Source organism: Pseudomonas sp. IT-P171 (genome assembly GCF_949767765.1).
In the GTDB taxonomy this organism is placed as follows: Bacteria; Pseudomonadota; Gammaproteobacteria; order Pseudomonadales; family Pseudomonadaceae; genus Aquipseudomonas; species Aquipseudomonas fluorescens_B.
This window is the reverse complement of the sequence record NZ_CATKQN010000022.1, coordinates 341,279-367,376: the sequence shown is the minus strand read 5'-3', so window position 1 is coordinate 367,376 and position 26,098 is coordinate 341,279. Positions and strand designations below refer to the sequence as shown.

Below are 26,098 nucleotides of genomic sequence, written 5' to 3'. Positions count from 1 at the left end.
ATCGGCCGGACAGAGAATCCCGATCAGGCCACATCATCAGGTTGCCCATGCTCGAGACCGCAGCACTGCCAAGGAAAGCGACGCTGTCCCCGCCACTGGATACGCGGTATCAGGTTGAAACGCCGGAAGGCATCGACTTGCCACTGCGCCCGGCCGGGTTGATGGTGCGTGCGCTGGCGTTCTCCATCGATCTCGGACTGCGCGGCTTGATCCTGGGCCTGCTGTTCATTGTCCTCGCGTTCCTGGGAAAACTTGGCGCCGGGCTGGGCTCGATCCTGCTGTTCGGGGTGAGCTGGTGGTACATGGTGCTGTTCGAGGTGCTCAATCACGGGCGCTCGCCGGGCAAGCAATGGATGGGCCTGCGGGTGGTGCAGGACGATGGCACGCCGATCGGCTGGTCCGCATCGTTGTTGCGCAACCTGCTGCGCTTTGTCGACCTGTTGCCGTTCGGCTATTTCCTCGGCGCCATCAGTTGCCTGCAACACCCCAGCTTCAAACGCCTCGGCGACCTGGCCGCCGGTACGCTGGTGATCTACCGCGAGCAGCCGCTCACCCGACCGCAACTGCCGGACGCCGAGCCGCGGCGTCCGCCGTTTGCCCTGACGCTGCCCGAACAACGCGCCATCCTCGGGTTTGCAGAACGCCAGGGCGAACTCTCCGAAGCGCGGGTCACGGAACTCGCTTCCATCCTCGCGCAACCGTTGAAGGTTTCAGCACCACGCGCCGCGGCGGAACTCAACGGCATCGCCCGCGGCTTGTTGGGCCCCGCATGAAGCAAAGTCTTTTCGAGAATCGCCACAAGGCTGAATGGGCGCAATTTTCCCTCCTGCTCGACAGGCTGGAGCGGAACAAGGACACCACACGGATCGCCAGTTTTCCGAAAGACTATCGGAGGCTCTGTCAGCATCTGGCTCTGGCCCAGGAACGCGGCTACAGCAGTTTTCTGATCGACTCGTTGCAGCAACAGGTGCTGCGCGGGCACCAACAGCTTTATCAGCATCGCAGCCGACTGGGTGCCAACGCGCTGGGTTTCATCCTGGCGGACTTCCCGCGACTGGTACGTGAGCAGTGGCGTTTCGTGCTCGCCGCCAGCCTGATGTTTTTTGGCAGCCTGATCGGCTTTGCCGTGCTGGTGTATCTGTTCCCGGACCTGGTCTACAACCTGATCCCGGCCGAACAGGTCAGTGAAATGCAAGGCATGTACGACCCTGTCGCCGGCCACCTTGGACGCTCGGCGGAACGGGCGGCCAGTGAAGACTGGGTGATGTTCGGTTTCTACATCATGCACAACATCGGCATTGCCTTTCAGACCTTCGCCAGCGGTTTGCTGTTTGGCCTGGGCAGCGCGTTTTTCCTGTTCTTCAACGGTTTGATGATCGGCGCGGTGGCCGGGCATCTGACTCAGATCGGCTACGGACAAACCTTCTGGTCCTTCGTGATCGGCCACGGTGCCTTCGAACTCAGCGCCATTGCCCTGGCAGGTGCCGCCGGCCTGCAACTGGGCTGGGCCTTGATTGCACCGGGACGACTGCCGCGCGCCGAAGCCCTGCGCGTGGCGGCGCGCAAAAGTGTGCTGCTGATCTGCGGGGTCATGCTGTTTCTGTTGATCGCGGCCTTTATCGAAGCCTACTGGTCGTCGATGACCGGGCCAGCACCGATGACCAAATATCTGGTCGGCGCGTCGCTGTGGTTTTTGGTAGCGATGTACCTGCTGTTTGCTGGACGGACCCGCCATGCGCCTGAGTGACGCGACCGTGGTGATCCGCCCTCGAACCACCTGGGAAGCCATGGACCTGGGCGTGCTGCTGAGCCAGCGGCACCGACGCCTGCTGATGGCCAGCTGGGCCATCATGACCCTGCCGGTTTTCGCCCTGCTCACCTTGCTGCTGTGGGATTCTCCCTCACTCGTCGCGTTTATCTTCTGGTGGCTGAAACCGGCGTTTGAACGTCTGCCGCTGCACATACTCTCCAAAGCGATGTTCGGTGAAACGCCCACGCTGAAACAGGCGTTGCGCCAGTGGCCACGCCTGCTCAAGCCGCAACTGCTGGCCAGCCTGACCTGGCGACGCTTGAGCCTGAGTCGCAGTTTCCTGTTGCCGGTGGTGCAACTCGAAGGCCTGAGCGGTCAGGCACGACAACAGCGCTTGCAAGTGCTGTTGCAACGCGACGGCGGTGCAGCGCGGTGGCTGACGATCATCGGCGTACATCTGGAAAGTGCGCTGTGGATCGGCCTGATGGTGCTGTTCTACCTGCTCCTGCCGCCACAAGTCGAACTCGACTGGAGCTGGCAGACCTTGCTGTCCGCCGCCACACAGGACTGGCGCTGGCTGGAGCACCTGACGAATGCGTTTTACGTGATGGTGCTGGTGGTGTGGGAACCGATCTACGTGGCCTGCGGGTTCAGTCTTTACCTGAACCGGCGCACGGTGCTGGAGGCCTGGGACATCGAGCTGGTATTCCGCCGCCTGCGCCAACGGGTGAGCGGTGCCGCCCTCACGCTACTGCTGGCAGCATTTCTATTGATGCCAACCGGGCAAAACCTCTGGGCCGCCGAACCGGCCATTGCTCCCGACAGTCCGCGTCTGCTGGGCCAGCCACTGACCAGCCAGGCGTCCCGGGACAGCATCAAGGCGATCCTCGATCAGCCACCGTTCAAGAACAAGGAAACCGTCACGCGCTATCGTTTTGGCGAGGACAAGCCATCCGCCGAAAACCCTGACGATGGCAAAGCCCCTGAATGGCTGAAGACCCTGTTCAAGTTGCTGGACAACCAGCGCTTCGGCGCGTTGGCGACCTTGATTGAAGTGCTGCTCTGGGGCGCCGTCATCGGCGCGATCGGTTTATTGATCTGGCGTTACCGGGCATGGTTGCAGGCCTTCGTCAGTCGCCGACCGGCGTTGAAGGGCAAAGTCACGCGGCCGTTACCGCAGCAGGCATTCGGCCTGGACCTGAGCCGCGAAACCCTGCCCGCAGACATTGCTGCCAGCGCCGAAAGCCTCTGGCAATCCAGCCCTCGCGAGGCGCTCGGCTTGCTCTATCGCGCGCTGCTCAGTCATTTGCTGCACGATTACAACATGGCGCTGAAACCTGCCGACACCGAGGGCCAGGTGCTGGAGCGTGTCGAAAAACTGCAACAGCCCGCCCTGTTGGCCTTCAGCAAAAACCTGACCGGGCACTGGCAAAACATGGCCTATGGGCATCGCCTGCCACCGGCACATTTACAACAGGAACTGTGTGACGGCTGGCGGACCTTGTTCGGTCCGGGGGCTACGCATTGAACCGCCGATTGTGGCTCGCCGCCGGCGTATTCATCGCCGTGCTGCTGGGCGCGTTGAGTCTTTATCTGTACGCCAGGGCGACGCCCTATCAGGCAGATATCGATCACGGCCCTTCACCCGAAGCCCAGGCCAACCCTTATCTGGCCGCCGAACATTTCCTGCGCCAACAGGGCCTGACCGTCAGCCACGCCAACAGCCTCGATCTCCTGCCCACGCTGGAGCCCCGGCAACGCAGCCTGTTGTTGCTCGGCGACCGCTCCGGCATGACCCCGCGCCAGATCGATCAAGTGCTGAACTGGACCCGCGCCGGTGGCCGTCTTCTATTCATCGCCGAGTCGTTGTGGGATGAAAAACTGGGCCAGAGCAATGACCTGTTGCTCGACCGGGTCCAGCTGCACCAGTCATTGAGCAAAGACCTGAAGGACCCGCCGCCCGACACCGGCAAGGACCCCTACCCCAAACTGACCAAGCTGTACCTCGAGGACGAAGACGCGCCAGCCTATGCCACCTTCGATACCGCGTTCCATCTCGAAGACCCGAAAAATCTCGCCCAAGCCTGGGCCAACAGCGGCAAGGCCACGCACATGATGCAGCTGAACCACGGGCTCGGTTCGATCATCGTGGTCACCGATGCCGACCTGTGGAAAACCCCGGCCATCGACCGGTACGACAACGCCTGGCTGCTCTGGTACCTGACCGCGGACACGAAGGTGACCCTGCTGTTCAACACCGATCACGACAGCCTGCTGGCGTTGTTGTTGCGTTACTTCCCCCAGGCGCTGGTGGCCCTCATCGCCCTGATCGGCCTGTGTCTGTGGCATGTCGGCGTGCGCCACGGCCCGTTGATCGAACCCGCCCCGAGCGCTCGCCGGCAACTCCACGAACACTTGCGAGCCAGCGCCTATTTCATGTGGCGCCGCACCGGCCAAGCCAGCCTGTTGCAAGCCTTGCAGCAGGACATCCTGCGCCGGATGCGGCGCCGTCATCCCGGTTTTGAACAACTCGGCGTCGCCGAACAATGGCTGGTGCTCGCACGCCTGACCGGTCAACCCACACGCGCTATCAGCCAGGCCATGAGCCCGCGACCGAAGCAACGGCTGTCCAGCGTTGAATTCAGCCGTCAGGTCGCCCACCTGCAAACCTTGAGGAATGCCTTATGAGTGAACAGATCGAGCCCGGCGCACCGAGCCATGCCGCGCAGCAACGCCAGCGCGCCAGTCAGTTGGCCCAAGCGGTAAGAGCGGAGCTGCAAAAAGCCGTCATCGGCCAGAACACGGTGATCGACGATGTACTCACCGCGCTGATTGCCGGCGGCCACGTGCTGCTCGAAGGTGTGCCGGGGTTGGGCAAGACCTTGTTGGTGCGCGCCCTCGCCCGCTGCTTCGGCGGCGAATTCGCGCGTATCCAGTTCACCCCGGACCTGATGCCCAGCGACGTCACCGGGCACGCGGTGTACGACCTGCAGACCGAGCAATTCAAACTGCGCAAAGGTCCGTTGTTTACCAACCTGCTGCTCGCCGACGAGATCAACCGCGCCCCGGCGAAAACCCAGGCCGCATTGCTCGAAGCCATGCAGGAACGGCAAGTCACCCTCGAAGGCCGGGCCCTGCCCATCGTGCAGCCGTTCATGGTGCTCGCCACGCAAAACCCCATCGAACAGGAAGGCACGTATCCCCTGCCGGAAGCCGAGCTGGACCGCTTCATGCTCAAAGTGCGCATGGACTACCCCGACGCCGATCAGGAGTTGGACATGGTGCGCCAGGTCAGCCGCTCGACCCGGGCCGACATGCTCGACGTGCAACCGCTGCGCACTGTGTTGCAAGCCAAGGACGTGCTGGCCCTGCAGCGCATCGCCAGCGATCTGCCGCTGGACGACCAGGTTCTCGATTACGCCGTACGCCTCGCGCGCACGACCCGCAGTTGGCCCGGCCTGACCTTCGGCGCCGGGCCTCGGGCCTCCATTGCGCTGGTGCGCTGCGCTCGGGCGCGCGCCTTGCTGCGTGGCGGCGAATTCGTGATTCCGGACGACATCAAGGGCTGCGCGCTGGCGGTGCTGCGCCATCGCGTACGCATCGCGCCGGAGCTGGATATCGAAGGGCTGGAGGTCGATCACGTGCTACAGCAATTGCTCGATCAAGTGCCGGCGCCGCGCTTGTGATCACATCTCTGTCACACACACACCCTGTGGCGAGGGAGCTCGCTCCCGCTCGTCTGCGCAGCAGTCGTAAACCCGGCGGTTACGATGTGCCTGACAAACCACGTCGACTGATTTTGGGGCTGCTGCGCAACCCAGCGGGAGCAGGCTCCCTCGCCACAAAAAGAACTCCGGCGACAAAAGGTGTGCGCAGATGAAACCTTCGCGTCTGCTGCTGATCTGGCTGGCACTGCTGCTGGCCATTGGCATCGTGCTCGGTACATTGCGGGCGCTGGACATCGCCGTTTCATCCACGCTGTTGTCGATCAACTGGGGGTTGCTGCTGGCGCTGCTGGCCCTGGCAATACTCGATGCTGTACGCCTCAAACGCCTGCCCTCGCCCCGGATAACAAGACAAATGCCCGGCAGCCTGGCACTCGGCCGCTGGAGGGAAGTGCGACTGGAGGTTGAACACGACTTTCCCCAGCCACTGACTATCCGGATTTTTGACCACGTACCCGACGGCCTGAGCTTCGAAAACCTGCCCTTGTCGCTCGAACTTCAACCCGGCCAGCACAGCCAGGCCGGCTATCGCCTGCGTCCGCTCAAACGCGGCCACTTCACCTTTGAACACTGCGAAATCAACCTGCCGAGCCCCTTGGGCCTATGGTCCGGCAAACGTCTGCCAAAGGTGTCCGACCACACCCGCGTGTACCCCGACTTCGCCCGCCTTTACGGCGGCCAACTGTTGGCTGTGGACAACTGGCTCAGCCAGCTCGGCGTGCGCCAGCGGCAGCGACGCGGCCTGGGCCTGGAGTTTCATCAGCTACGGGAATTTCGCGAAGGCGACAGCTTGCGCCAGATCGACTGGAAAGCCACCGCTCGCCAACGCACACCGATTGCCCGGGAGTATCAGGACGAACGCGATCAGCAAATCATTTTCATGCTCGACTGCGGTCGACGCATGCGCAGCCACGATGGTGAATTGGCGCATTTCGATCACGCGCTTAACGCGTGCCTGTTGCTTAGTTACGTGGCGTTGCGTCAGGGGGATGCGGTGGGGCTCTGCACCTTCGCCAGCGATCAGCCACGTTATCTTGCGCCGGTGAAAGGCACTGGCCAACTCAACGTATTGCTCAACACGGTCTACGACCTGAACAGCACTCAACGCAGTGCGGACTATCAAGCGGCTGCAACTCAACTGCTGGCCCGACAAAAACGCCGGGCATTGGTGATTCTGGTCACAAATCTACGCGACGAAGACGATGAAGAACTCCTCACCGCCGTCAATCGGCTGAACAAGCAACATCGGGTACTTGTCGCCAGCCTGAGAGAAGACGTACTCGACAGCCTGCGCGAGTCCCCCGTGCAAACGTTGAACGAAGCGCTGACGTATTGCGGGACCGTGGATTATTTAAATGCGCGGGCCGAATGCCATGAGCGGTTGAACGCTCATGGCGTGCCGGTGGTGGATACACGTTCCAACACGCTAGGCGCACAACTGGTAACGCACTATCTGAGCTGGAAGCGGGCCGGAAAACTATGACACCGCCGACGTGGAAAAAACGGCAGGTAGAATCTCTCGGCCATCCAATAACATCGACCTCAACTCCAAAGGAGCCAGTCGCAGATCAAACTTGAAGTCCGTGACGTTGATACCTTCACGACTCCCTCCCGTGGCAGCGGTCACCACCAGATCGATCTTTTTATCCGTGGGTAATAGTCCTTCAAGTTCTATTGGCGGATAAGGTCTAAGTTCAGCCAATGGTGCAGGATCTGCCGTCCCTGAGTTGTCTTGTGATTTTCTGCTCATGAAAGCCTCGTCAAAAATGACGTCTCCGCTCTCGTTTTGTATCGTGACGTTGCTGGGTCTGGCGCCCAACCCCTCATAGCTGAACGAAAACCAATAGAGAGCCTTCTTATCGGGAGCTGGAGCTATCGGCAGATCAACACTGCAACGGACAGTCGCCTCGTTGTTGAGTTGTAGATAAAACTTGCCCGTCACACTGTCCTCACGCACCAGATGTGAACCCTCGACAGTCCAGGTATCTTGCCACCCGGAGGAGAAGCCGCCGTGCTCAATCAAATTCCTTCCTTCGACCAACTCATTACTAGTCATGATGACCTCTCCTCTGTTGTCGTTAGTAACAGCTTCCACGTTCAAACATTTATCGACGATGAAACGGGTTGGTTTTGCGGTGGCAGCAATCGCACATTCGCACGGCTGCCTTTGAGCTTCTCGATCACGGCCTGGGTGTACGCTGTGTTACCGGCAAGCGCCAGGTAGCGGACACGAATGATGATGTCCGTCAGGCTGCTAGTGAGTGCCTGCTGCGTATGGTCTTTGCCCATCGGCAACTCGAGCTTCCATTTCGATACCGCGCCGGTACCTTCATAAGGCAGGTAACGTTCATCCTGCTGCATGTTCCCGCCGAGATCGTCCACGCCGCTGGACACGGCTATTTGTTGGCTGTTACGCAGATTGAGCTTGATGTCCAAAGGCGTGCGCGCGGCATCCGGGGCATACAAGTAATCCAGCGAACTCTCGACCGGCTTTACCGCCGTGGTACTGGAAAGTTGGGTAAGAATGGCGCGAGTATCCTGATAGGGACCCAACACTGCGGGGAACGTCACCTCAACGGTCATGATCTGCCGGCAGTAGTGACCGGGATAATCCAGGTCAAACATCTTCTGGGTAAATTCAAAGTCGACTACCCCGTCGTCGCCAAATTTTTTCAGAACTTTTTCCCAATTATCTTCACTCCCTTCTTCCGCTGCCTTGGCATCGAACAACTGACGCAAGGAAATGGTTTTAGTCATTTCCAGACGCCGCTCGTGCCGGTGGAGAAACGCGGATTCCATGCGCAACAGATCAAGGGCAATCGATTCGCCAGCCATCAACCCGTGATGTTTGTCCATCCAGACATTGGGGCGAACGAAGGTGGTGTCGTAGTCGCCCATTTCATACTGCCAGGAAGCCTGGGTGCTCAGGCACATGCCGACCACGGCATCGTGGGCCTGGTAGTAATGGGTCGCCATCTGGCTCACCAGCCAGCGATACAACTCGACGTTGGTGGTTCGGGTCTTGTGGAACGAGTAAATGGCCTGGGCTTGTTCGGCGCTTTTCTTGGCATGGCGCAGACTGGCTTCGGCACCATGAATCGCAGATTCCTGTGCGATGATTTGCTGATCAATTACTTCAATTTCTGCTTGGGCTTGTTGCTCCTGAAAACGCCATTCAGCAGACCGGCGATCATTGAAAGCCGTGATTCGTAAGCTTTCAGAAACCCCATAACTAATAGCCCCTGATCCGGCTAGAATTGAAGCCATGTGCGCAGGAGGCGCCCCTTTATCCCCAGTTTCACTTGTGGCAGAAATGAACGGCACGCCGAAAATCAACCCAGCCATTCCACCAACCTTCTGAAAAATCCTGCCGACCCCGGCGACGACCTCAGGAATAAAGGCTCCCGCACTTGTTACCCGACTAGCGACAGCCAAGCCGTCCGCAGCCTTTTCCCTTTCTATCAGCCCATCCTTTTGCAAGTCCTTGTAGTAGTTTTCCCGTTGCTCGATAACCGCTTTACTCTTGCTCAACCCTTCCTTCGCCGCTTTCAACTGATCAATCGTCGCCTGTTGAATTTTCGTGGCGAATTTACTCAATTCCATCACATGAACCTGGTGCAATTCCTCCAGTTGCCTGCTGTCACGCTGCTCCATGAACTGCAGCACCTGCTGGCCGAAACGCATCAAGGTCTGCACCGCATTCTGTGTCGAGGACAGCATCGGGCGAAAACGGTAATGCGGAATGTTCAACCAGCCACCAGCGCTGCGCGATGCTCCGGAAGATCCCCCTGCCTGAGCCCGTAACAAATCCAATGGGTTGGTTGGTGGCGCGAACAAGGGCAGAAACATGGGCTTGCCATCGATGGTCAAGTTGTTTGCCATGTTGCTCAGGCATTGCTCGATATGCAGCCACAAACCCAGCAGCATCTCGTTTATCGGCGGACGGAACTCATCCAGTTCAAGGCCGGCCAGCTGCGGCGTGCCAACAACCCGTTCGGGCAATGTTGCGACATTGACCTCGATCTGTTGCGCAAACAGTTCCAGCTTCGAAGGCCCGCGAGGCGTGGAGGGCGTGAGAATATCCTTGACCGATTTCGGCACCCAGTGACTCATGGGGGCAGCATCAGGTTTGGGCCCGAGCAGCGCCAGAGCTCGCTCATAGAGCAACTTCGCGGCCACCAGATCATCGCGTGTCAAGCGGCGGTAAAGTTCATCGGCGTTGGTCAGGATGCAGCGCACATAGTTCATGAAGATGGTTTTGCGATAGATGACAGGGCAGGCGTAGGCCATGGCATCCGGGTCTACCAGATTGTTCGCTTCGGCACCGGCATAACCGGGCTCCAGCAACGGACGGCAGTACCAGTGCAGATCAATGTTGGTCGACTCTTCTTCACGCTTGTTCTGCGGGTCGAACAGGTAGTGATACCAGCGTTGGGACTCAAGATAATTGCGTTCTTCACACAATCGATGGGCGATCAGAAATGGCAGGTGGAAGAACAGTTCCCAGTAAAAAACCCCATGAGCGCTTTTGAAATCCATGGGTACAGAAGCATAACCACCAGCAACGGCAGTTGGCGCAGGCTCTGGAGAGTGCTGGGTTTCCCAAGACAATAACTCATCAATCGACACGGCCACTTTCGATTTCAGGACCGGACCAAACAGCGAGTTGAGGCGAACCCAGCGCAGTTTACTCAAACCCAGCGCCTGCAAATCCAGAAACTGTGCACCCGAGGCCTGCGTGTCGAGCAGCGGCAGGCTGCTGGCCGTGGGCGCCTGGTTGATGGTCACCTCATACTTGTCACGGCCGCGCGCGCCCTTGTCATCACCCCAGGTTACATTCAGTATTTTGCCAGCCGGGTCTCCGGACCATTTGTATTCAATCCAGCCAGAGGCATACCAGTTCACCAGATCGAACGTGAACTCCTGCCCCTTGACCTTGTTTGCTCCATCGAACAGGCTCAAACCGAATGTCAACTTTTGAGGCTGTGCATTGACGCTGATTTTATTAACCGAATCGCTGAATCTGGCCGCACCCTGTGGCGTGCGAATTGACAATCCAGCGCCAGTGAACGCTTCGTCTGGTCGTTTGAGGGCCAGTTGCTCCAGCGTTTGCTGCGACAACTGAATCTCCTTCGTCGCGCGCCACCACCTTCCCTCTACCGCAGTGAACTCCGCGGCCGGGATACTACCCAGGACACTTTCCTGCCCGGCGATATTGTTGAACAACAACTCGATGTGCATCGCAGCAGGTGTCAGAAGATGACATGTCAACAGAACAGACCAGGGCCCGGCGTATGAAATTTCGAAGAAAGCCGGTTCCCCTTCAAATCTGTGCTGAGAAAGCAGCACGATTTCCTTCAAATCGAAATCGAGCCGCGACGCCTGACACACCCCCTGGACCTGCAGTGTGTTCTGAATGACGTTCTGCGCATCCAGTCGACTGTCGAAATTAAGGCTGATCCCCAGCGTGCCACTTAGATCACCCTCGACAGTTCCTCCACTGGCCGGTGCCGCGAGGACCCGATCAAGTGCCGCGTATTCATCACGAATGACTTTGTGCTGCAACAAACGCTGATCTTTGAACCGCCCACTGGACCAGCTCTGCAACGTCGCAACCTTGATTGCCTGTGGCTGGAACAAAGCATCGACACAGGCAAACAGCCAACCCGGAGCGGTATCATCACGCCAGGCTTGCACACCCGGGGCTGCATCGAGGGAGGTAAAACTGACGGCCAGCCAGTCCTCGACATCTTTGCGCGAGCCCGCGACCGTGACGGCCACCAAACGCATGGTTTCTTTTTTCAGAATGGCGAATTGCTCTTTGCGCAAGCTGACCGGCGTGGACCAGATGTCGTTCAACCCCAGCCAGGCAAGCTTGGCCTCTACCGTCCATGCGCCAGGCTTGGTGACAATGCCGTCCTTATCCTTCTCATCCGGGGCTTGTTCACCTTCGATATACACCACGCTCAAACGACCACCGAACACTACCAGGCGAACCGCCAGCACCTCTAAACCTGAGGGCAACTGCAACTCTTCCCATTCTGTCCAGTCTGCCGGATTGAGGTATTCCGTGTCCTGGTTCGCCTGATTAATGTGCACTCGAACCTTGCGCCAGTAGTAAGCGTAAGGTTGCTCGGTCTGCCGGCCGATCATGTAATAGAAGGTGTTCCGGAAAGTGGGCTCATCAGGTTTATCGACTGGGGCTGGTTTGTCGGTGCTGTCGATGTACCCGGAAATCAACTGCAAGTTGCACACTTTTTCAAATTTGCCCAAGTGCTCATACAAAGCAGTTTGCACCGACGCGTCACTGATACGGGCTTGTGACAAGTTGTTTTCAAGGTCGATAAATGACTTGGTTTTTTTCAGCCGAAGACCGGGTGAAATGTAATTATGCGGGTCATTCTGCAGCATCTTGTAACCCGACCAATCGCTGATATTGCACAAGCGCTTGTACCAGTACTCCAGGTCATCGTCAGAAAACTTCTTGTCGTAGCCGGGCTCCATCCGGTTATAGATTCTTCCCAGGTAACGCTGCAGGCAGGCAATCGCCTCCGCCAAGGGTGACGTGTCGACTTTGTCGGTCATCTGGGTGTCCATCAGCAGATACTGTTCGATTTCGGCAATGGTTTTCAGCCCCAACACCGGGTTAGCGACGTGTCCACGATAGTAATCCACCAGCGCATCACGACGGCGCTCTTCCAATGCCCCGATAACGGACTTTTTCATTATCAATTCTCCATTCACGCCGTAATGTCTGTGAGTTACGCCGCAGGGCGCTATGCCTGTTGTAAGGTCAATGCAAACTCAATAGGTCGATGATCTCAGGGAAGCATCAGGGGTCTTTTTTATTGGGGGCAGAGGCGACGACTTCGACGCCGTATTGAACTGTCATCCAGCCTGAATCGCCGATACCGGCAACAGACAATTTCGCATTGAGACTGTAACTTCCCGGCTGCTCCATATCTTTTGATTGCAACTCCCAACCTCCGCTTGGCATAACGGCGGCGGTGCCATAAATAATTGTCGGCTCCCCCCCCTTGACCAGTGTCACGGTGGCTCCAGGGCGGCCGAATCCGGAAAATACGGGATTGGCAGCAACTTTGGCGCCGTTGAGGGGTGACTGGATATGGGGCGGTTTAAAGTAATTCTCTTTAACCGTAACCATGACATCCGGTGCCCAATACTCGGCACCCGCGGCAGACAACTGCTTGACGGACAGCGTGCACGGACCCGCCGCTTGGGGTTGCGGTAGCTGGACACACCATCGACCCTGATCATCGACTTGAGTCCGTGCCCGATAAGGCAAATCCTTGCCGATAAAAACCTCAACAATGCTGCCTTTCGCGCCCGTACCTCCCACCACCATTCGTTGCTCCACCTCCGAACCGGGCAGCGGATGCTGGACCACGGCCGCGCCGGACCACAAATGCCCCTTCAATACCAGCGTCTGATCAATCCGGTTGCACAACCAGGTCAATTCGAAGCTGCCATCGCGCAAGTCGGCGCAATCGATGGACCAGCTCATGATCTCGCCCGAAACGATGGTGTATTCCCCCGTGAGTGGTGCAAACGTCATCCCCATGGCTTTCGCGGAGAAAGGCGCACTCCAGCCCAGCGCAGCACGTGCCCCATTGAGGTCATGCGTGGTATCAGGAGCAAGATCGAGTCGGTACTTGCGATTACGGGTAAGGTTCAGGAGGTCACCCGGCTCGATGGTTAGCTCGACAGGGGCTGCGTCGGTCAGGTCGATGAGCTTGATGCGCCACTGCAGCGGCTCAACCACTTCAAGGTCGAATACCCGCTTGTCAGTGCGCCCCTGCATGCGGGCCGTGACTTTATAGCGCCCCGCTTTGGCAGCAAGGAACGGGAACATCGAACGACCGTCGCTATCGGTAGGCACCAAAGCTTCTTCAGGTAGCTCGGGTTGCTCCCCCTCTTCCGGTGGATCCAGAAACTCAACAATCCACTCAATCGGATAACGGGCGATCGGCGAAGCGTCGTTGTCCGCCAGCTCCCGGACTTCAATCCACAATTGGCTGGCGCGGTCAGAACCTGCAACCGGCAAGAGATAATCGGCCGATTGACCATGCATCACAGCGCCGCTGGCCACCTCGAGCTCAAGGGATTTACTGCCGTGGGTTACAGAGGCCTTCACTGTCAGCGGCCCAGCTGTAACGGATGACACGGTGAACGTCGCTTCACCGTTCTCGTCGCTGTCGTCGCTGCCAAGCAGGGTTTCGCCCCGGTAGAAAGTGACTCTCGCACCCTGATAAGGCCTGCCATCCAGTCCAATCACTAGACAGCTCAACTCCAGCGACAGTCCCGCCACAGCAGGTGACAACACCTTAAGCACCGTAATGCGAGGCCGATCAACAAAACTGATTTTTTCGAATCTCACAGGGTCCTTGTCTTCGTACCGCGCGGTGACTGTGAGATCGGCCACCGCTTCCCGGCTGCGCAAACGGGTTCGGGCAAAGCCGTCCTTGTCGGTATAAGACACCACCGGGTCCAGAGTTCCACCTGTACATGCCCATTGAATAGGGCGATCTGCAGCAAAATTATAAAACCTGTCATCCAGCCTTACCTGAAGCTCAAGGTATTCGAGGTTCCCGGCCAGTTTCGGCTCGAAAGGCCCAGTGCTGGTGTCCTCTTTTACGAAGTCGATAGTACTTTCGTCACAGTCAATCAAAATAGGTTCGGCATACACCCGCTGCCCCAGGCCATAGCGGGCAACGACTTTGGCCAGGCCCATCCAGTTTCCCGCCTTGAAGCGCACGCTCGCTCTCCCTGCGTGATCGGTGACCGACGTCACCTCTTGCAAGCCGCTGCGTTCACACTCCCAGGTCACTGTAATGTTGGCCAGAGGCTCGCCCTGGAAGTCTCGCAGCATGACTTCGATCCGCGCGTACTCGCCGGGTGCGTTAGCGATCAGTCGGTTAGTCGAGACCGTCGTAGTGCCCGTTACACTTTGTCCAACCTCACCAAACTCCTGTGCTTTGCTCTGGATAGCCGACTCAGACAAACACTGCACGGCGTGCTCTGCCGCCTGGCGACAGCTCTGCACATCGCTTTCCGGACTCAGCATGCCCAATTCCAAAATGGCCTTGGCGTCCAGGCCTGTGGTCGCGGCACAGCCTCGCGCACGGATCACAAAGTCAATCTGCGACAACTCACGAATCAGTGGCAGATCGGGCGCCAGATAATTCGCACACTCCAATACTTCCTTGATGCCCCATTTGACTGCCTGTGCCAGTGAGCTCGCTGCACCATCGCGAATAAGCCGAATGTCCTCCGGGGTCAGTTGGGGCGGAAGCTCATTGACCAGTTTCAAATACGCCAGCAGTTTCTCGGCCGGCTCCTCGGTGTGAATGACTGCGCGACCGTAGATGGTCAACAAGTAGAAGGTATCGAGGGTCAGTTCCTCGATTTGCCGAAGCCCGAACCAGCGCCAATGCTCTTGGGTCGTCAGCGTGGCCAGCATCGCGGAACTCAATGCCAGTTTTTTCACCACGGCGGTACGGCGAACCAGATGCGCCAGCATCTTGAGAATATCGTCACCGACGGCGATGGTTTGTTCCGCTTGTGTCGCATCGCCCAACACCCGCATCGTTTCATTGAGCAGCAGGAAGACCCCGTCCGACTCTACCCACCGCAGCACGGCCAGGGCCTGGTCCTGTTCGACATTGAGATAAACCGCCAGACTCTCTTGCACGACGGCACTCTGCGCCGCCCGGGTCTGCAACACGACCGCCAGAACGGTCGCCCGTACTCGCTCAGCCTGTGTTTCATCAACCTCCGCCATTTCGACCGCACCGTTGATTTCGTCTTTGGCCCAGCTTTCGTACGACGCGTCATCTACAGCATGACCTTTGACGATCAAGCCCTTTTCTTCAACGATCTCGTTCAGCAAGGCCAGCCAATTCGTGCCGAGCTCTGCACGAACCGGTGGAATGCCTGCGCCCAACAGCGCTTCTTCGGTCAGGCGAGTCGGTTCCAGACGCTTGCGCAATTCTTGCAACAGCGCCAATTCGGCTTCTGAAGCCGCTGTCGGCACCTCGACCGGCGACACGTGTTGCACCAGCCAGATCACCTCAAGGTTATTTTCCCGGCACCATTTCACGCAGGACTGAACGGCATGCAGTACATCCAGCACGTCGGCCCTGCCGATCGTTCTATAGCTACCAATGTGGGGGTGGCCCAACAACTCACGCAGCCAATCGCTGCCCATGGGGCTCATGGTTTCCAGCAGCGCTGCCAGCTCTATCGAGGTCACCCCACAGAAAGACGACAGCCTGACCAGTCGATAAAAGCTTGAGACGACCCTGACACTACGCTCCAGCTCATTGCGCATGCCGTAACATTCGGCGACCACTCGAGCGAGATAACGCCAGGTTTCCAGATTAATGCCCAAGCCACTACAGATCTGATCTACCGTGCGACGATCACTGTCGGTTTGCGGGTGAATGGCAAACTTGCCGCCATCGAGGCGAAGCGGTGTGTCGAACAACGATTGGCCGTTAAACACGCGGTCAAACTGAGATTGCTCTTCGCCGCGAGCACAGACGCTCATCTCGTCGATCAATGCCGCAAAATCCTCGGCTGTGCATCTGAACTCCCGACGGAAATCCTGAAAAAGCCCAATGGCTCGCAGCGTACTGTCGGTGATTTTGTAGGATTGAGTCGCTAGCTCTTTTGCCACAGGCTCATTCGCCGATTTGCGTGCCTGGGCACGGCCGGCGGCCACCAACAGCAGATCGCATTCGTCGTACGGCAGATCGATGTGCCGAGCCAGGCGAAGCATGCGGTTAATCAGGTCGAAGTGCCGTTTGGTCGCGTTTATCAGTTTCCTGTCTGTCACCGCGCCCGAAGGTTGGGACACGCTGATTGCATCTGCATTGCCTTCCGCGTTGATAAACACCGAGCCGAACGTTTTCGCGTCCGCCATGGGAGGGGAGGAGACATTCGGAGAAATGTGGGGGGCATAACGTTCAATCGACAACAAGCTGGCCAACTGATCCGAATTGATCGAGGTCTGGGTGCAAAACGTCACTACATCAAGCAAATCGTCGTAATTGGCACCGAAATTGTCTTTGAAAAAATCGTCGTTGGTGGCTTGCGGATCAGGATCGATACGGCCTGTACGGCGATCCACTCGCTGGAGCTTCACTTCCTCGGGCTCCTCCGTCATGACGTACTTATTCTCCGACAGCAACGCCTGCATCGCCGGTCCCAGGCCGCTGGCCTGGCGCATGGCAATACTGGAGCGCCCTCCGTGAGCCCCTGCTTCTTTCCAGTACGGATATTTCGGATCGGCGATCCGCACCACATCCCCCAGGCTCAAACCCTTTTGCTGCAGCACATGGTTCCATTGCACCCGGTACCATTCGAACGGCAACGTGGTCATGGGATAGCGTGCCTGGAGCAGCCGGTCCTCAACAACTTCATCGGCCAGAAGAGGGTCTTCAGGCTGATTTTCGATGATGTGACTCAGTACTTTGTTCACCAACACCACCGTCGGTGTCATCTGGTAAGCCATTGTCGGATCGATGACACGGGTTCCCAGATCAGGCCGCCGGACCGCCATTGTTATTTTTTTTGCACAACCTGCATCTGCGCGCACTTCGAGTTCAAGGGCCTTGGTGAACAGCTCCACGAAGTACGCCACCGGTGCATCGTTGGCATCAAGGTTACCCGGCAGCGTGGTCTCACCCCAGGCGGGATTGAACAGTTTTTCATGGTTCGGGCCATCGACCAGCGCGCTGATGCCGGTGTAGTGCAAAGCGTTGCGCGGTGTATGGCGAGTCAATCGGTGATTGCGAAACTGGCGTGCAACATGCACCAGCACACTGTTGGATTTGTTCTGTACAAGTCTGGCTTCATGGCTGGACAGGCCGAACGTATCCATCAATCCCTGATGCCCCATCCGCACCAGTTGCAAGACCGAGCTGTTATCAGCGGTGAGTTGCTGGTCTTGCGTCAGGCTTTGCATCCGCTCCTGGCCGACCGTCGAATCGAAAAGTTGTGAAATGAGTGAATTACCGCTGGTTTCCTTTGTCATGGGAGATTTCCTGAAAGCGACGGGGGAGACTTCGTGCTACAGGTTTAAGCGATTCAGGAGCAAGCCGTAACCTGTGATAAATGACAGTCACGATGAACGGTCTTCGATCTTGTGCGGTGCATAGTCCAGAGAGGATGTCGCAGGGGGGGTCAATACATAGAACCATTCAACAAAGGTCCAAGGGGAATTATCCTGATCTTGCCGTTTACTGACCGCATGCAGTTGGTGGGGCCCCGGCGACAGATCCTGCCAAAAGTGCCTATCGTGTAGATTTTTGTATGTTCCCATAGGCCCAGAAGGATGAAAGTCGATCTGAAAACCATCAGGTGTTAAACGCCCTCCTTCTCCTTCCTCAAGTTCAACTCTCAGGCTACGACCAGCATGGGCGTAGTAGGCCTTATGAGATTGAGGTGTGTTTACAACAGGGGCCGCTAGATTGGATTTCGGGTCATTCTGAACTGCTGTCATGTTTTCGCTCTCCTGCGGTTGAATAGCGTTCTCCTGGCTATTGCTACCTAACCAAACAGCGAATGGCTACCTGTAATAACTGACAGTCCCGACGAGTGGCTCCCCTCAGGCAGCTTGATTTGGCCGAGAGCCTTGAAGACAATCCCCCGGCATCTGGCAGTGGCGATTTAACAATTAAGTGAGTTGGGTTGTTGCGGGTGGAGAAGTCGCTGGAAAACGGACAGGCGTTCAGCGCGGCTTAGTCTCTATACGTTCAGGATGTGTTGTTTGGTCCGGCGCTTTCGCGAGCAAGCTCCGGGCGGCGTTTCGACGAAAGCAATTGCACCGGCGCCGCAAAACGTCAGGCCGAAGCCGGCAACGGCTGAAAACTGAAGTACTGCTTCAACGCCGCCACCAGTTGCCCATACTCCGGCGGTGCCCATTGCAGGCTGAACCCGGCGTCATAGTGGTGAGGTGTCGCGTCTTCGTGGCACCACAGGCAGCAGGCCTTGAGGTCGATGACCTGCTGGCAGCCATCGGCCATGGGGATTTTCAGGCGCAGATCAAAATCGGCGCCGATCATCATCGGTAACTGACTGATGAGCATCAGCCCGTCTTCAGAGACGTTGCCCAGGAAACCAATCGGTTTGTCAGTGACGCTGTTGAACACTTTCAGAAAATACGGCAGTTGATGCCGCTCGATCCGGCGGTCAGTGAACATGCGCAATTCGCCCAGCAAGGCCCTTAAGCAGGGCCGCACTAATGCTTCGGAACGGGCCTGCCTTTATAGATAGGCAATGGGCGCGCTCTCCCCGATCCCGGTGCGACAGTCCATGGAACCGCTGTCGCTTACTCCTGCCGATCACAGGTGTTACGTCGGCTTGACAGCAAGGCTCTAAACCGGCTTATTCGACTATAGCTCACCACCGCCAGTGAGCCAGCCGCTGGATGCAATCAGAACCGGGTCGGGCGAACCACGGCGGCAGAGTTGCGCAGCGGGTAATGACCCAGCGACTGCAAGGTTTCCAGTCGGGCGCGGGCACGATAGGCGTACTCGCTTTGCGGGTAGGAGGCGATGATGAACTGGTAGGTCTGAGCCGCATCGACAAACAGCTTTTGCCGTTCCAGGCACAAACCGCGCAGCATCGACACTTCCGGCCATACGTAAGACCGCGCGCGGCTGGCGCGTTCGACTTTGGACAGTTCAAGCGTCACTTGCTCGCAATTGCCACGGTCATAAGCCTTGTAGGCATTATTCAAATGATGGTTCATCGAAAAACGGGTGCAGCCCACAACACTGAGGGCAAGAATGGCTATGAGCACGAATCGCATGGGGGTTCTCCTGTCTTGAGCTCTGTATCGACCCGTGGCGCAAAATCTTCAAGATTGTTCGTTTAAAGATATAAACGAATAAGTAGTGCAAACGAACAATGACTACAACCGGAGACCATAGTAGCCTCACTCAGCGCTTGAACTCAGGAGTCTATGCATGTCCGTCCGTCGCACCAAAATCGTCGCTACCCTTGGCCCGGCCAGTAACTCGCCGGAAGTTCTCGAACAGCTGATTCTGGCTGGCCTGGACGTCGCCCGCCTGAACTTCTCCCACGGCACCCCCGACGAGCACAAGGCTCGCGCGAAGCTGGTGCGTGACCTCGCTGCCAAGCACGGCCGCTTCGTGGCCCTGCTGGGTGACCTGCAAGGCCCGAAAATCCGTATCGCCAAATTCGCCAACAAGAAGATCGAGCTGAAGATCGGTGATCAATTCACCTTCTCCACCAGCCATCCTCTGACCGAAGGCAACCAGCAAGTGGTCGGCATCGATTACCCGGACCTGGTCAAGGACTGCGGCGTGGGCGACGAGCTGCTGCTCGACGACGGTCGTGTAGTGATGCGCGTCGATACCGCCACCGCCACCGAACTGAACTGCACCGTGACCATCGGCGGCCCGCTGTCGGACCATAAAGGCATCAACCGTCGCGGCGGTGGCCTGACTGCTCCGGCCCTGACCGAGAAAGACAAGGCCGACATCAAGCTCGCCGCAGAAATGCAGGTCGACTACCTGGCCGTGTCCTTCCCCCGTGATGCGGCCGACATGAACTACGCCCGTCAACTGCGCGACGAGGCCGGCGGTACTGCCTGGCTGGTGGCGAAAATCGAACGCGCCGAAGCCGTGGCCGACGATGAAACCCTCGACGGTCTGATCCAGGCTTCCGACGCGGTGATGGTTGCCCGTGGCGACCTGGGCGTGGAAATCGGCGACGCCGAGCTGGTGGGCATTCAGAAGAAAATCATTCTGCACGCACGCCGCCACAACAAGGCTGTGATCGTGGCGACCCAGATGATGGAGTCGATGATCCAGAACCCGATGCCGACCCGTGCCGAAGTGTCCGACGTGGCCAACGCCGTGCTCGACTACACAGACGCCGTGATGCTGTCCGCCGAATCCGCCGCCGGCCTGTATCCGCTGGAAGCCGTGCAAGCAATGGCGCGCATTTGCGTCGGTGCTGAAAAGCACCCGACCGGCAAGACCTCCAGCCACCGCATCGGCAAGGAATTCACCCGCTGCGACGAGAGCATCGCGCTGGCGACCATGTACACCGCCAACCACTTCCCGGGCGTCAAAGCGATCATCGCATTGACCGAAAGCGGCTACACCCCGCTGATCATGTCGCGCATCCGTTCTTCGGTACCGATCTATGCGTATTCGCCGCACCGCGAAACCCAGGCGCGCGCAGCGATGTTCCGTGGCGTGTACACCATTCCGTTCGACCCGGCCTCGCTGGAGCCACACGAAGTCAGCCAGAAGGCGATCGACGAGCTGGTCAAGCGCGGCGTCGTGGAGAAAGGCGACTGGGTCATCCTGACCAAGGGCGACAGCTACCACACCACCGGCGGCACCAACGGGATGAAAATCCTGCACGTTGGCGATCCGCAGGTCTGAGTGACCGGCTGCTGAAAAAACAAAGCCCTGCCATGTGAATGGCGGGGCTTTTGGTTTCTGATCCTGAAGCCGCAGTGTCTGGGCGGACCTCATCGCGAGCAGGCTCGCTCCCACAGGGGATTTGTGGTGTACCGAGCCTGCTCGCGATGAGGCCCGCCCGGCCACTGTCGATTCAATGTCGGTTGATAAACCCCGACAACGCCGCAAGCGCTTCCGGCGAGCGCAGCCGTTGGGTGAACAACGCGCCCTCTTCTTCTATCACCTTGCGCAATTGCTCGCGATCCGGGGCTTTCATCAATCGCTTGCTGATGCGCACCGCTTCCGGTGGCAGCGATTCGAAACGCAGCGCCATCTCCCGCGCCTTGGCCAATGCGGCTTCGCCACTGCCCAAAGCCTCGGTCGCAATACCCCACTCGGCCGCTTGCTCTCCACTGAAACCTTCACCAAGCAGCAACAGTTCCGCCGCTTTGGCATGCCCGAGCAATCGAGGCAAAAGCAGGCTGGAGCCAAACTCCGGGCATAAACCGAGGTTGACGAAGGGCATGCGCAGTCGAGCGTCGCGGCTGATGTAGACCAGATCGCAATGCAGCAGCAACGTCGTGCCGATCCCCACCGCTGCACCTGCCACGGCAGCGATCACCGGCTTGCGGCATTCAAGCAAGGTGAGCATGAACTGAAACACCGGGCTGTCGAGGTTGCTCGGAGGCGCTTGCAGGAAATCGGCAATATCGTTGCCGGCGGTGAAGCATTCGCTGCTGCCAGTGATCAGCACCGCGTTGATTTCGGGGTCGGTGTCAGCCTGTTCCAGCGCTTCGGCCAAATGGCTGTACATGGCGCGGGTCAGGGCGTTTTTCTTGTCGGGGCGGTTCAGGCATAGCGTCAGCAGGCCGCGTTCGCGTTCAATCTGGATGGCATCGGGCATGGCGTGTCCTGATCTGAGAGGATCAACTGTGGCGAGGGTGCTTGCTCGCTACAAAGTCAGCGCTCAACCGCGAGGCAGGAAGACGTCGGCCAGCAGTTGATTGCGCGGCAGTCCCGCCAGATACAGGCGCCGGGCAAAGGCATCGACGCTGTCGGGGGACCCGCAGAGTAAGGCTAGGGTTTGCCGGGAAACAAGCCGCAGTTGCGCCAAAGCCGCGGGCAACTCGGTCGGCGTCCACAGTTCGATACTGAGGTTCGGGCGGCTGGCGGCCATGGCCTGCAGAGGTTTGGCCAGATAATGCTCATCGGCATCATGGGCGAGGTGAATCACGCGGATGCCGCCCTGGTGATCCTGGCGCAGGGCTTCGCGCAAGACGCCGAACAACGGGCCCAGCCCGGTTCCGGCGGCCATCAGCCAGAGTGGCCGGGTGTGCCAGTCCGGATCGTAATGCAAGGCCCCGCCGCGCAATTCGCCGAGACGCAGCGGATCGCCGATTTTCAACTGACGCGCCGCCTCACTGAATTCGCCCGGTTGGCGACAGTCGAGATGGAACTCCAGAAAGCGGTCTTCTTCCGGCAGGCTGGCCAAGGAATAAGGCCGCGCCACGTTGCCGCTCCACAACACCAGATGCTGCCCGGCGCTGTAGCGCAACGGGCGTTGCGGCGTCAGGCGCAGACGCAAAACGCTGCTGCTCAACCAATCGACGGCGGCGACCTCGGCCGGACGACCGTCCTGTTGCGGGTCGAAAGCATGCACCTGCAAATCCTCAACCACCTGGCACTGACACGCCAGGCGCCAGCCTTGCTGACGCTGCTCTGCGCTCAGGGCATCGGGCCGGCTGTCGCTCGGCAATCCTTGCGTGCATTGCACCAGACACGCATGACAACTGCCGGCGCGGCAGCTGTAAGGAACGGACACGCCGTTTTGATTCAACGCATCAAGCAGGTTGCTGCCAGACGCCACCGACCATTGACGATCGCCGACCCGTAACTCAGGCATCGACGTTCTCCCACGCCGCCGCGCAACGATTGCGGCCGTCGCGCTTGGCGCGATACAGCGCCTGGTCGGCGCGCTGCAAAGCGCCGTCGAGATCATCGCCCAGCTCCAGCAGGGTCATGCCTGCCGACAGGCTGAGATTGCCGACCTTCAGGCCGATCAACTCGACGTCGGTGAAAGCAATCCGCAACCGCTCGCAGCAGGAAGTCAGGCGTTCCGGGCTGCAGTCGGGCAGCAGCAACACGAACTCTTCGCCGCCATAACGAGCCAGCACGTCCCCCTCACGCAGACAGGCGCTGGCCACACCGGCAAAGGCTTGCAGCACCTGATCGCCGGCAGCGTGGCCGTGCACATCGTTGATGCGTTTGAAATGGTCGAGGTCGATCAGCGCCAGGCCATGCACCACGCCGAGCTCCATGGCGTTGAGTTCGCGTGAGGCCAGGCGCAGGAAATGCCGACGGTTGAACAGCCCGGTCAACTCGTCGGTGGCGACCAGGTCTTCGAGCTGGCGCATCATTCCGCGCAGGGTGTCCTGATGCGCCTGCAAGGCGAAGCGGCGTTGGCGCATCCGTTGGCGTGACGCCTGTACGTAGCGGGCGTAAAGCTCCAGCCAGACCAGCACGATAAACAGTACGCACACCTGCAACGCGGCCAGTGCCGGGTCGGCCAACTGGAAGTGGTAGCCCTCCCACAGCGTGATCGCGCTGAAACTGAAAAACACCAACAGCGCGCACCGCACAAAGGCCCGGCGCGACAGATGAAACAGCCCGAACAGCAAAATCAGCACGTAGAACACCAGAAAAGCGCCGCGTGCCTCATCCAGATTGGCAACCAGCCAGGTTTGCCATCCCAGCCCCAGCAACACTTGCGCTTCGGTCAGGCTGGGGTCGGAGAACCGCAGGTTCCAGCCACTGTAGAAGACCGCGAACAACGTCGCCTGGCTGATGACCACCAGCGCGCTGCCGACAGCGACATTGGCCAGGGGCTCATCGTAATGGCCGGTAAAAAACGCCAGCCACAGCAGCAGCAGGGCCAGGGCGTAGGTGCCGGCTGCGAGGGCAAAACGTTTGAGCAAAAGGCGCTGGATGGCGTTATGGGTCAATCGTTGACTCACCGTGCGAAAGGAGGCTGACCGAGTGTCCTACTCTACAGACCGAATGCCACTTTAGTGGCGTGTCTGACAAATGACCATTCAATTTTCAACGCATAAAACTGGCGTCAAAGCGATGACCCGATGTTGCAAGAATCCTGTGGCGAGGGAGCTTGCTCCCGCTGGGCTGCGAAGCGGCCCCTGCATTTTTTTCCGTTGATTCTATTGCGACTGCTTCGCAGCCGAGCGGGAGCAAGCTCCCTCGCCACAATGGTTCCTCTGCAATATTCATATGTGGGCGGTATGCGACCAACGATTGACTGCCGGCGCGTGTGCCCGCCTGCGAGGCGCGTTATACTGCCGCGCCTTTTTAGCGTCGCGCCAGCATGCCCGGCGTGCCTTGAAAGGTGCTTGCAACCGACCGATGCACCCAAGCTGCAAGCACCTTATTGAATGTTCCCGTCTTTTAGAGGAGCGCGACTCATGACCGTGATCAAGCAAGACGACCTGATTCAGAGCGTTGCCGACGCCCTGCAGTTCATATCCTATTACCACCCCGTTGATTTCATTCAGGCGATGCACGAAGCCTACCTGCGCGAAGAATCGCCAGCGGCCCGTGACTCGATGGCGCAAATCCTGATCAACTCGCGCATGTGCGCCACCGGCCACCGCCCGATCTGCCAGGACACCGGCATCGTCACCGTGTTTGTCCGCGTGGGTATGGACGTGCGTTGGGATGGCGCCACCATGGGCCTGGACGACATGATCAACGAAGGCGTGCGCCGGGCTTACAACCTGCCGGAAAACGTCTTGCGTGCCTCGATCCTCGCCGACCCGGCGGGCGCTCGTAAAAACACCAAGGACAACACCCCGGCTGTTATCCACTACTCCATCGTTCCGGGTAACACCGTGGAAGTGGACGTGGCGGCCAAGGGCGGCGGCTCCGAGAACAAGTCGAAAATGGCCATGCTCAACCCGTCCGACTCGATCGTCGACTGGGTATTGAAGACCGTTCCGACCATGGGCGCCGGCTGGTGCCCACCGGGCATGCTCGGCATCGGCATCGGCGGTACCGCCGAGAAAGCCGCGGTGATGGCCAAGGAAGTGTTGATGGAATCCATCGACATTCACGAGCTGAAAAAGCGCGGCCCGTCCAACCGTATCGAAGAGATGCGCCTGGAGCTGTTCGAGAAGGTCAACCAGCTGGGCATCGGCGCCCAGGGCCTGGGTGGCCTGACCACCGTGCTCGACGTGAAGATCATGGATTACCCGACCCACGCCGCTTCGTTGCCGGTGTGCATGATCCCGAACTGCGCCGCCACCCGTCACGCGCACTTCGTATTGGATGGCTCCGGCCCGGCGACCCTGGAAGCGCCACCGCTGGACGCCTACCCGGAAATCGTCTGGGAAGCCGGCCCGTCGGCCCGTCGCGTCAACCTCGACACCCTGACCCCGGAAGACGTGCAGAGCTGGAAGCCGGGCGAAACCGTCCTGCTCAACGGCAAGATGCTCACCGGTCGCGACGCCGCGCACAAGCGCATGGTCGAGATGCTGAACAAGGGTGAAACCCTGCCAGTGGACCTCAAAGGTCGCTTCATCTACTACGTCGGCCCGGTTGATCCGGTGCGCGAAGAAGTCGTTGGCCCTGCCGGTCCGACCACTGCAACGCGGATGGACAAGTTCACCCGTCAGATCCTCGAGCAAACCGGCCTGCTGGGCATGATCGGCAAATCCGAGCGCGGCCCTACCGCGATCGACGCGATCAAGGACCACAAGGCCGTTTACCTGATGGCAGTGGGCGGCGCGGCTTACCTGGTGGCGCAAGCGATCAAGAAGTCTCGCGTGGTGGCTTTCGCCGAACTGGGCATGGAAGCGATCTACGAGTTCGACGTGAAAGACATGCCGGTGACGGTTGCGGTGGATAGCAAGGGTGAGTCGGTGCATATCACTGGGCCTGCTATCTGGCAGAAGAAGATCAGTGAGAGTCTGGCGGTGGAAGTGCAGTAAGTTACGCTGCCCCCCCTGAAAAGAACCGGCCTGTTGGTGACGACAGCCGGTTTTTTTTCGCCTGGAGTACGCCAGGGATTTTTCCGGCCAACAAGGCAGACCTGTCAGATATGACAGGTCACAACCACCGCGCCCCCTGATAAGTTGAATGCACTTGTGCGT

The 26,098-nt window shown here is 58.9% G+C and carries 17 protein-coding genes; 8 read left to right on the top strand and 9 right to left on the bottom strand.

The annotated features are described in order from the left end of the window. Nucleotides 1-47 precede the first annotated feature (47 nt). From ACM6I5_RS16635 to ACM6I5_RS16610, 6 genes are all read left to right on the top strand, one after another. Nucleotides 48-773 (top strand): RDD family protein, encoded by a 726-nt coding sequence (locus ACM6I5_RS16635; RefSeq protein ID WP_414884235.1) that lies wholly within the window; start codon nt 48-50, stop codon nt 771-773. Continuing rightward, on the top strand, nt 770-1,747 hold the full coding sequence (locus tag ACM6I5_RS16630; protein WP_017340497.1) for a stage II sporulation protein M: 978 nt from the start codon (nt 770-772) through the stop codon (nt 1,745-1,747). The genes ACM6I5_RS16635 and ACM6I5_RS16630 overlap by 4 nt, the downstream gene beginning before the upstream one ends. Next, nucleotides 1,734-3,278, top strand: coding sequence for a DUF4129 domain-containing protein (locus ACM6I5_RS16625; protein WP_414877859.1), 1,545 nt, complete (start codon nt 1,734-1,736; stop codon nt 3,276-3,278). The genes ACM6I5_RS16630 and ACM6I5_RS16625 overlap by 14 nt, the downstream gene beginning before the upstream one ends. Beyond that, on the top strand, nt 3,275-4,438 hold the full coding sequence (locus tag ACM6I5_RS16620) for a DUF4350 domain-containing protein (protein ID WP_414877858.1): 1,164 nt from the start codon (nt 3,275-3,277) through the stop codon (nt 4,436-4,438). The genes ACM6I5_RS16625 and ACM6I5_RS16620 overlap by 4 nt, the downstream gene beginning before the upstream one ends. Further along, complete coding sequence (locus tag ACM6I5_RS16615) at nt 4,435-5,436, top strand: AAA family ATPase (RefSeq protein ID WP_017340500.1); 1,002 nt, start codon at nt 4,435-4,437, stop codon at nt 5,434-5,436. The genes ACM6I5_RS16620 and ACM6I5_RS16615 overlap by 4 nt, the downstream gene beginning before the upstream one ends. 190 nt (nt 5,437-5,626) lie before the next feature. Next, complete coding sequence (locus tag ACM6I5_RS16610; RefSeq protein ID WP_017340501.1) at nt 5,627-6,958, top strand: DUF58 domain-containing protein; 1,332 nt, start codon at nt 5,627-5,629, stop codon at nt 6,956-6,958. Here ACM6I5_RS16610 and ACM6I5_RS16605 read toward each other — a convergent pair. The 6 genes from ACM6I5_RS16605 to ACM6I5_RS16580 form a co-directional block, all read right to left on the bottom strand. After that, the gene (locus ACM6I5_RS16605; protein ID WP_017340502.1) at nt 6,953-7,531 is read right to left on the bottom strand and encodes a hypothetical protein; all 579 of its coding nucleotides are present in this window, start codon (nt 7,529-7,531) and stop codon (nt 6,953-6,955) included. The genes ACM6I5_RS16610 and ACM6I5_RS16605 overlap by 6 nt on opposite strands. Before the next feature lie 41 nt (nt 7,532-7,572). Beyond that, a complete protein-coding gene (locus tag ACM6I5_RS16600) occupies nt 7,573-12,201 on the bottom strand; it encodes a neuraminidase-like domain-containing protein (RefSeq protein WP_017340503.1) in 4,629 nt (1,542 codons plus the stop codon). A 106-nt stretch (nt 12,202-12,307) separates the two neighbouring features. Further along, a complete protein-coding gene (locus tag ACM6I5_RS16595; RefSeq protein ID WP_414884234.1) occupies nt 12,308-17,533 on the bottom strand; it encodes a Tc toxin subunit A in 5,226 nt (1,741 codons plus the stop codon). A gap of 87 nt (nt 17,534-17,620) precedes the next feature. Continuing rightward, nucleotides 17,621-18,001, bottom strand: a complete 381-nt coding sequence (locus tag ACM6I5_RS16590) for a hypothetical protein (protein WP_144425288.1) — start codon at nt 17,999-18,001, stop codon at nt 17,621-17,623. A 340-nt stretch (nt 18,002-18,341) separates the two neighbouring features. Next, nucleotides 18,342-18,701 carry a PilZ domain-containing protein gene (locus ACM6I5_RS16585; protein ID WP_031319091.1) on the bottom strand — a complete coding sequence of 120 codons (360 nt, stop codon included), beginning with the start codon at nt 18,699-18,701 and terminating at the stop codon, nt 18,342-18,344. Between the two features lie 233 nt (nt 18,702-18,934). Then, nucleotides 18,935-19,312 carry a tetratricopeptide repeat protein gene (locus ACM6I5_RS16580; RefSeq protein ID WP_017340506.1) on the bottom strand — a complete coding sequence of 126 codons (378 nt, stop codon included), beginning with the start codon at nt 19,310-19,312 and terminating at the stop codon, nt 18,935-18,937. 157 nt (nt 19,313-19,469) lie between these two features. Between ACM6I5_RS16580 and pyk the strand changes: the two genes are divergently transcribed. Then, entirely contained in the window at nt 19,470-20,921 is a 1,452-nt protein-coding gene (gene pyk, locus ACM6I5_RS16575) for a pyruvate kinase (RefSeq protein WP_017340507.1), read from the top strand. Nucleotides 20,922-21,093: 172 nt separating this feature from the next. On the opposite strand, the gene ACM6I5_RS16570 is transcribed toward pyk, so the two are convergent. From ACM6I5_RS16570 to ACM6I5_RS16560, 3 genes are all read right to left on the bottom strand, one after another. Next, nucleotides 21,094-21,843, bottom strand: a complete 750-nt coding sequence (locus ACM6I5_RS16570; protein ID WP_414884233.1) for an enoyl-CoA hydratase-related protein — start codon at nt 21,841-21,843, stop codon at nt 21,094-21,096. 63 nt (nt 21,844-21,906) lie between these two features. Further along, nucleotides 21,907-22,842, bottom strand: coding sequence for an iron-sulfur-binding ferredoxin reductase (locus ACM6I5_RS16565; protein ID WP_414884232.1), 936 nt, complete (start codon nt 22,840-22,842; stop codon nt 21,907-21,909). Then, nucleotides 22,835-23,941 carry a GGDEF domain-containing protein gene (locus ACM6I5_RS16560; protein ID WP_414884231.1) on the bottom strand — a complete coding sequence of 369 codons (1,107 nt, stop codon included), beginning with the start codon at nt 23,939-23,941 and terminating at the stop codon, nt 22,835-22,837. Before ACM6I5_RS16560 ends, ACM6I5_RS16565 begins: the two co-directional genes overlap by 8 nt. 471 nt (nt 23,942-24,412) lie before the next feature. On the opposite strand from ACM6I5_RS16560, the gene ACM6I5_RS16555 reads away from it, so the two are divergent. Then, nucleotides 24,413-25,936, top strand: coding sequence for a fumarate hydratase (locus tag ACM6I5_RS16555; protein WP_017340511.1), 1,524 nt, complete (start codon nt 24,413-24,415; stop codon nt 25,934-25,936). Nucleotides 25,937-26,098: the final 162 nt, after the last annotated feature.

What these genes read in the sequence shown, in the direction of transcription:
- ACM6I5_RS16565 (WP_414884232.1), bottom strand. Translation starts at nt 22,842, where the DNA reads ATGCCTGAGTTACGGGTCGGCGATCGTCAATGGTCGGTGGCGTCTGGC.
- ACM6I5_RS16630 (WP_017340497.1), top strand. Translation starts at nt 770, where the DNA reads ATGAAGCAAAGTCTTTTCGAGAATCGCCACAAGGCTGAATGGGCGCAA.
- ACM6I5_RS16590 (WP_144425288.1), bottom strand. Translation starts at nt 18,001, where the DNA reads ATGACAGCAGTTCAGAATGACCCGAAATCCAATCTAGCGGCCCCTGTT.
- ACM6I5_RS16595 (WP_414884234.1), bottom strand. Translation starts at nt 17,533, where the DNA reads ATGACAAAGGAAACCAGCGGTAATTCACTCATTTCACAACTTTTCGAT.
- ACM6I5_RS16635 (WP_414884235.1), top strand. Translation starts at nt 48, where the DNA reads ATGCTCGAGACCGCAGCACTGCCAAGGAAAGCGACGCTGTCCCCGCCA.
- ACM6I5_RS16600 (WP_017340503.1), bottom strand. Translation starts at nt 12,201, where the DNA reads ATGAAAAAGTCCGTTATCGGGGCATTGGAAGAGCGCCGTCGTGATGCG.
- ACM6I5_RS16605 (WP_017340502.1), bottom strand. Translation starts at nt 7,531, where the DNA reads ATGACTAGTAATGAGTTGGTCGAAGGAAGGAATTTGATTGAGCACGGC.
- pyk (WP_017340507.1), top strand. Translation starts at nt 19,470, where the DNA reads ATGTCCGTCCGTCGCACCAAAATCGTCGCTACCCTTGGCCCGGCCAGT.
- ACM6I5_RS16585 (WP_031319091.1), bottom strand. Translation starts at nt 18,701, where the DNA reads ATGTTCACTGACCGCCGGATCGAGCGGCATCAACTGCCGTATTTTCTG.
- ACM6I5_RS16570 (WP_414884233.1), bottom strand. Translation starts at nt 21,843, where the DNA reads ATGCCCGATGCCATCCAGATTGAACGCGAACGCGGCCTGCTGACGCTA.
- ACM6I5_RS16625 (WP_414877859.1), top strand. Translation starts at nt 1,734, where the DNA reads ATGCGCCTGAGTGACGCGACCGTGGTGATCCGCCCTCGAACCACCTGG.
- ACM6I5_RS16580 (WP_017340506.1), bottom strand. Translation starts at nt 19,312, where the DNA reads ATGCGATTCGTGCTCATAGCCATTCTTGCCCTCAGTGTTGTGGGCTGC.
- ACM6I5_RS16610 (WP_017340501.1), top strand. Translation starts at nt 5,627, where the DNA reads ATGAAACCTTCGCGTCTGCTGCTGATCTGGCTGGCACTGCTGCTGGCC.
- ACM6I5_RS16615 (WP_017340500.1), top strand. Translation starts at nt 4,435, where the DNA reads ATGAGTGAACAGATCGAGCCCGGCGCACCGAGCCATGCCGCGCAGCAA.
- ACM6I5_RS16555 (WP_017340511.1), top strand. Translation starts at nt 24,413, where the DNA reads ATGACCGTGATCAAGCAAGACGACCTGATTCAGAGCGTTGCCGACGCC.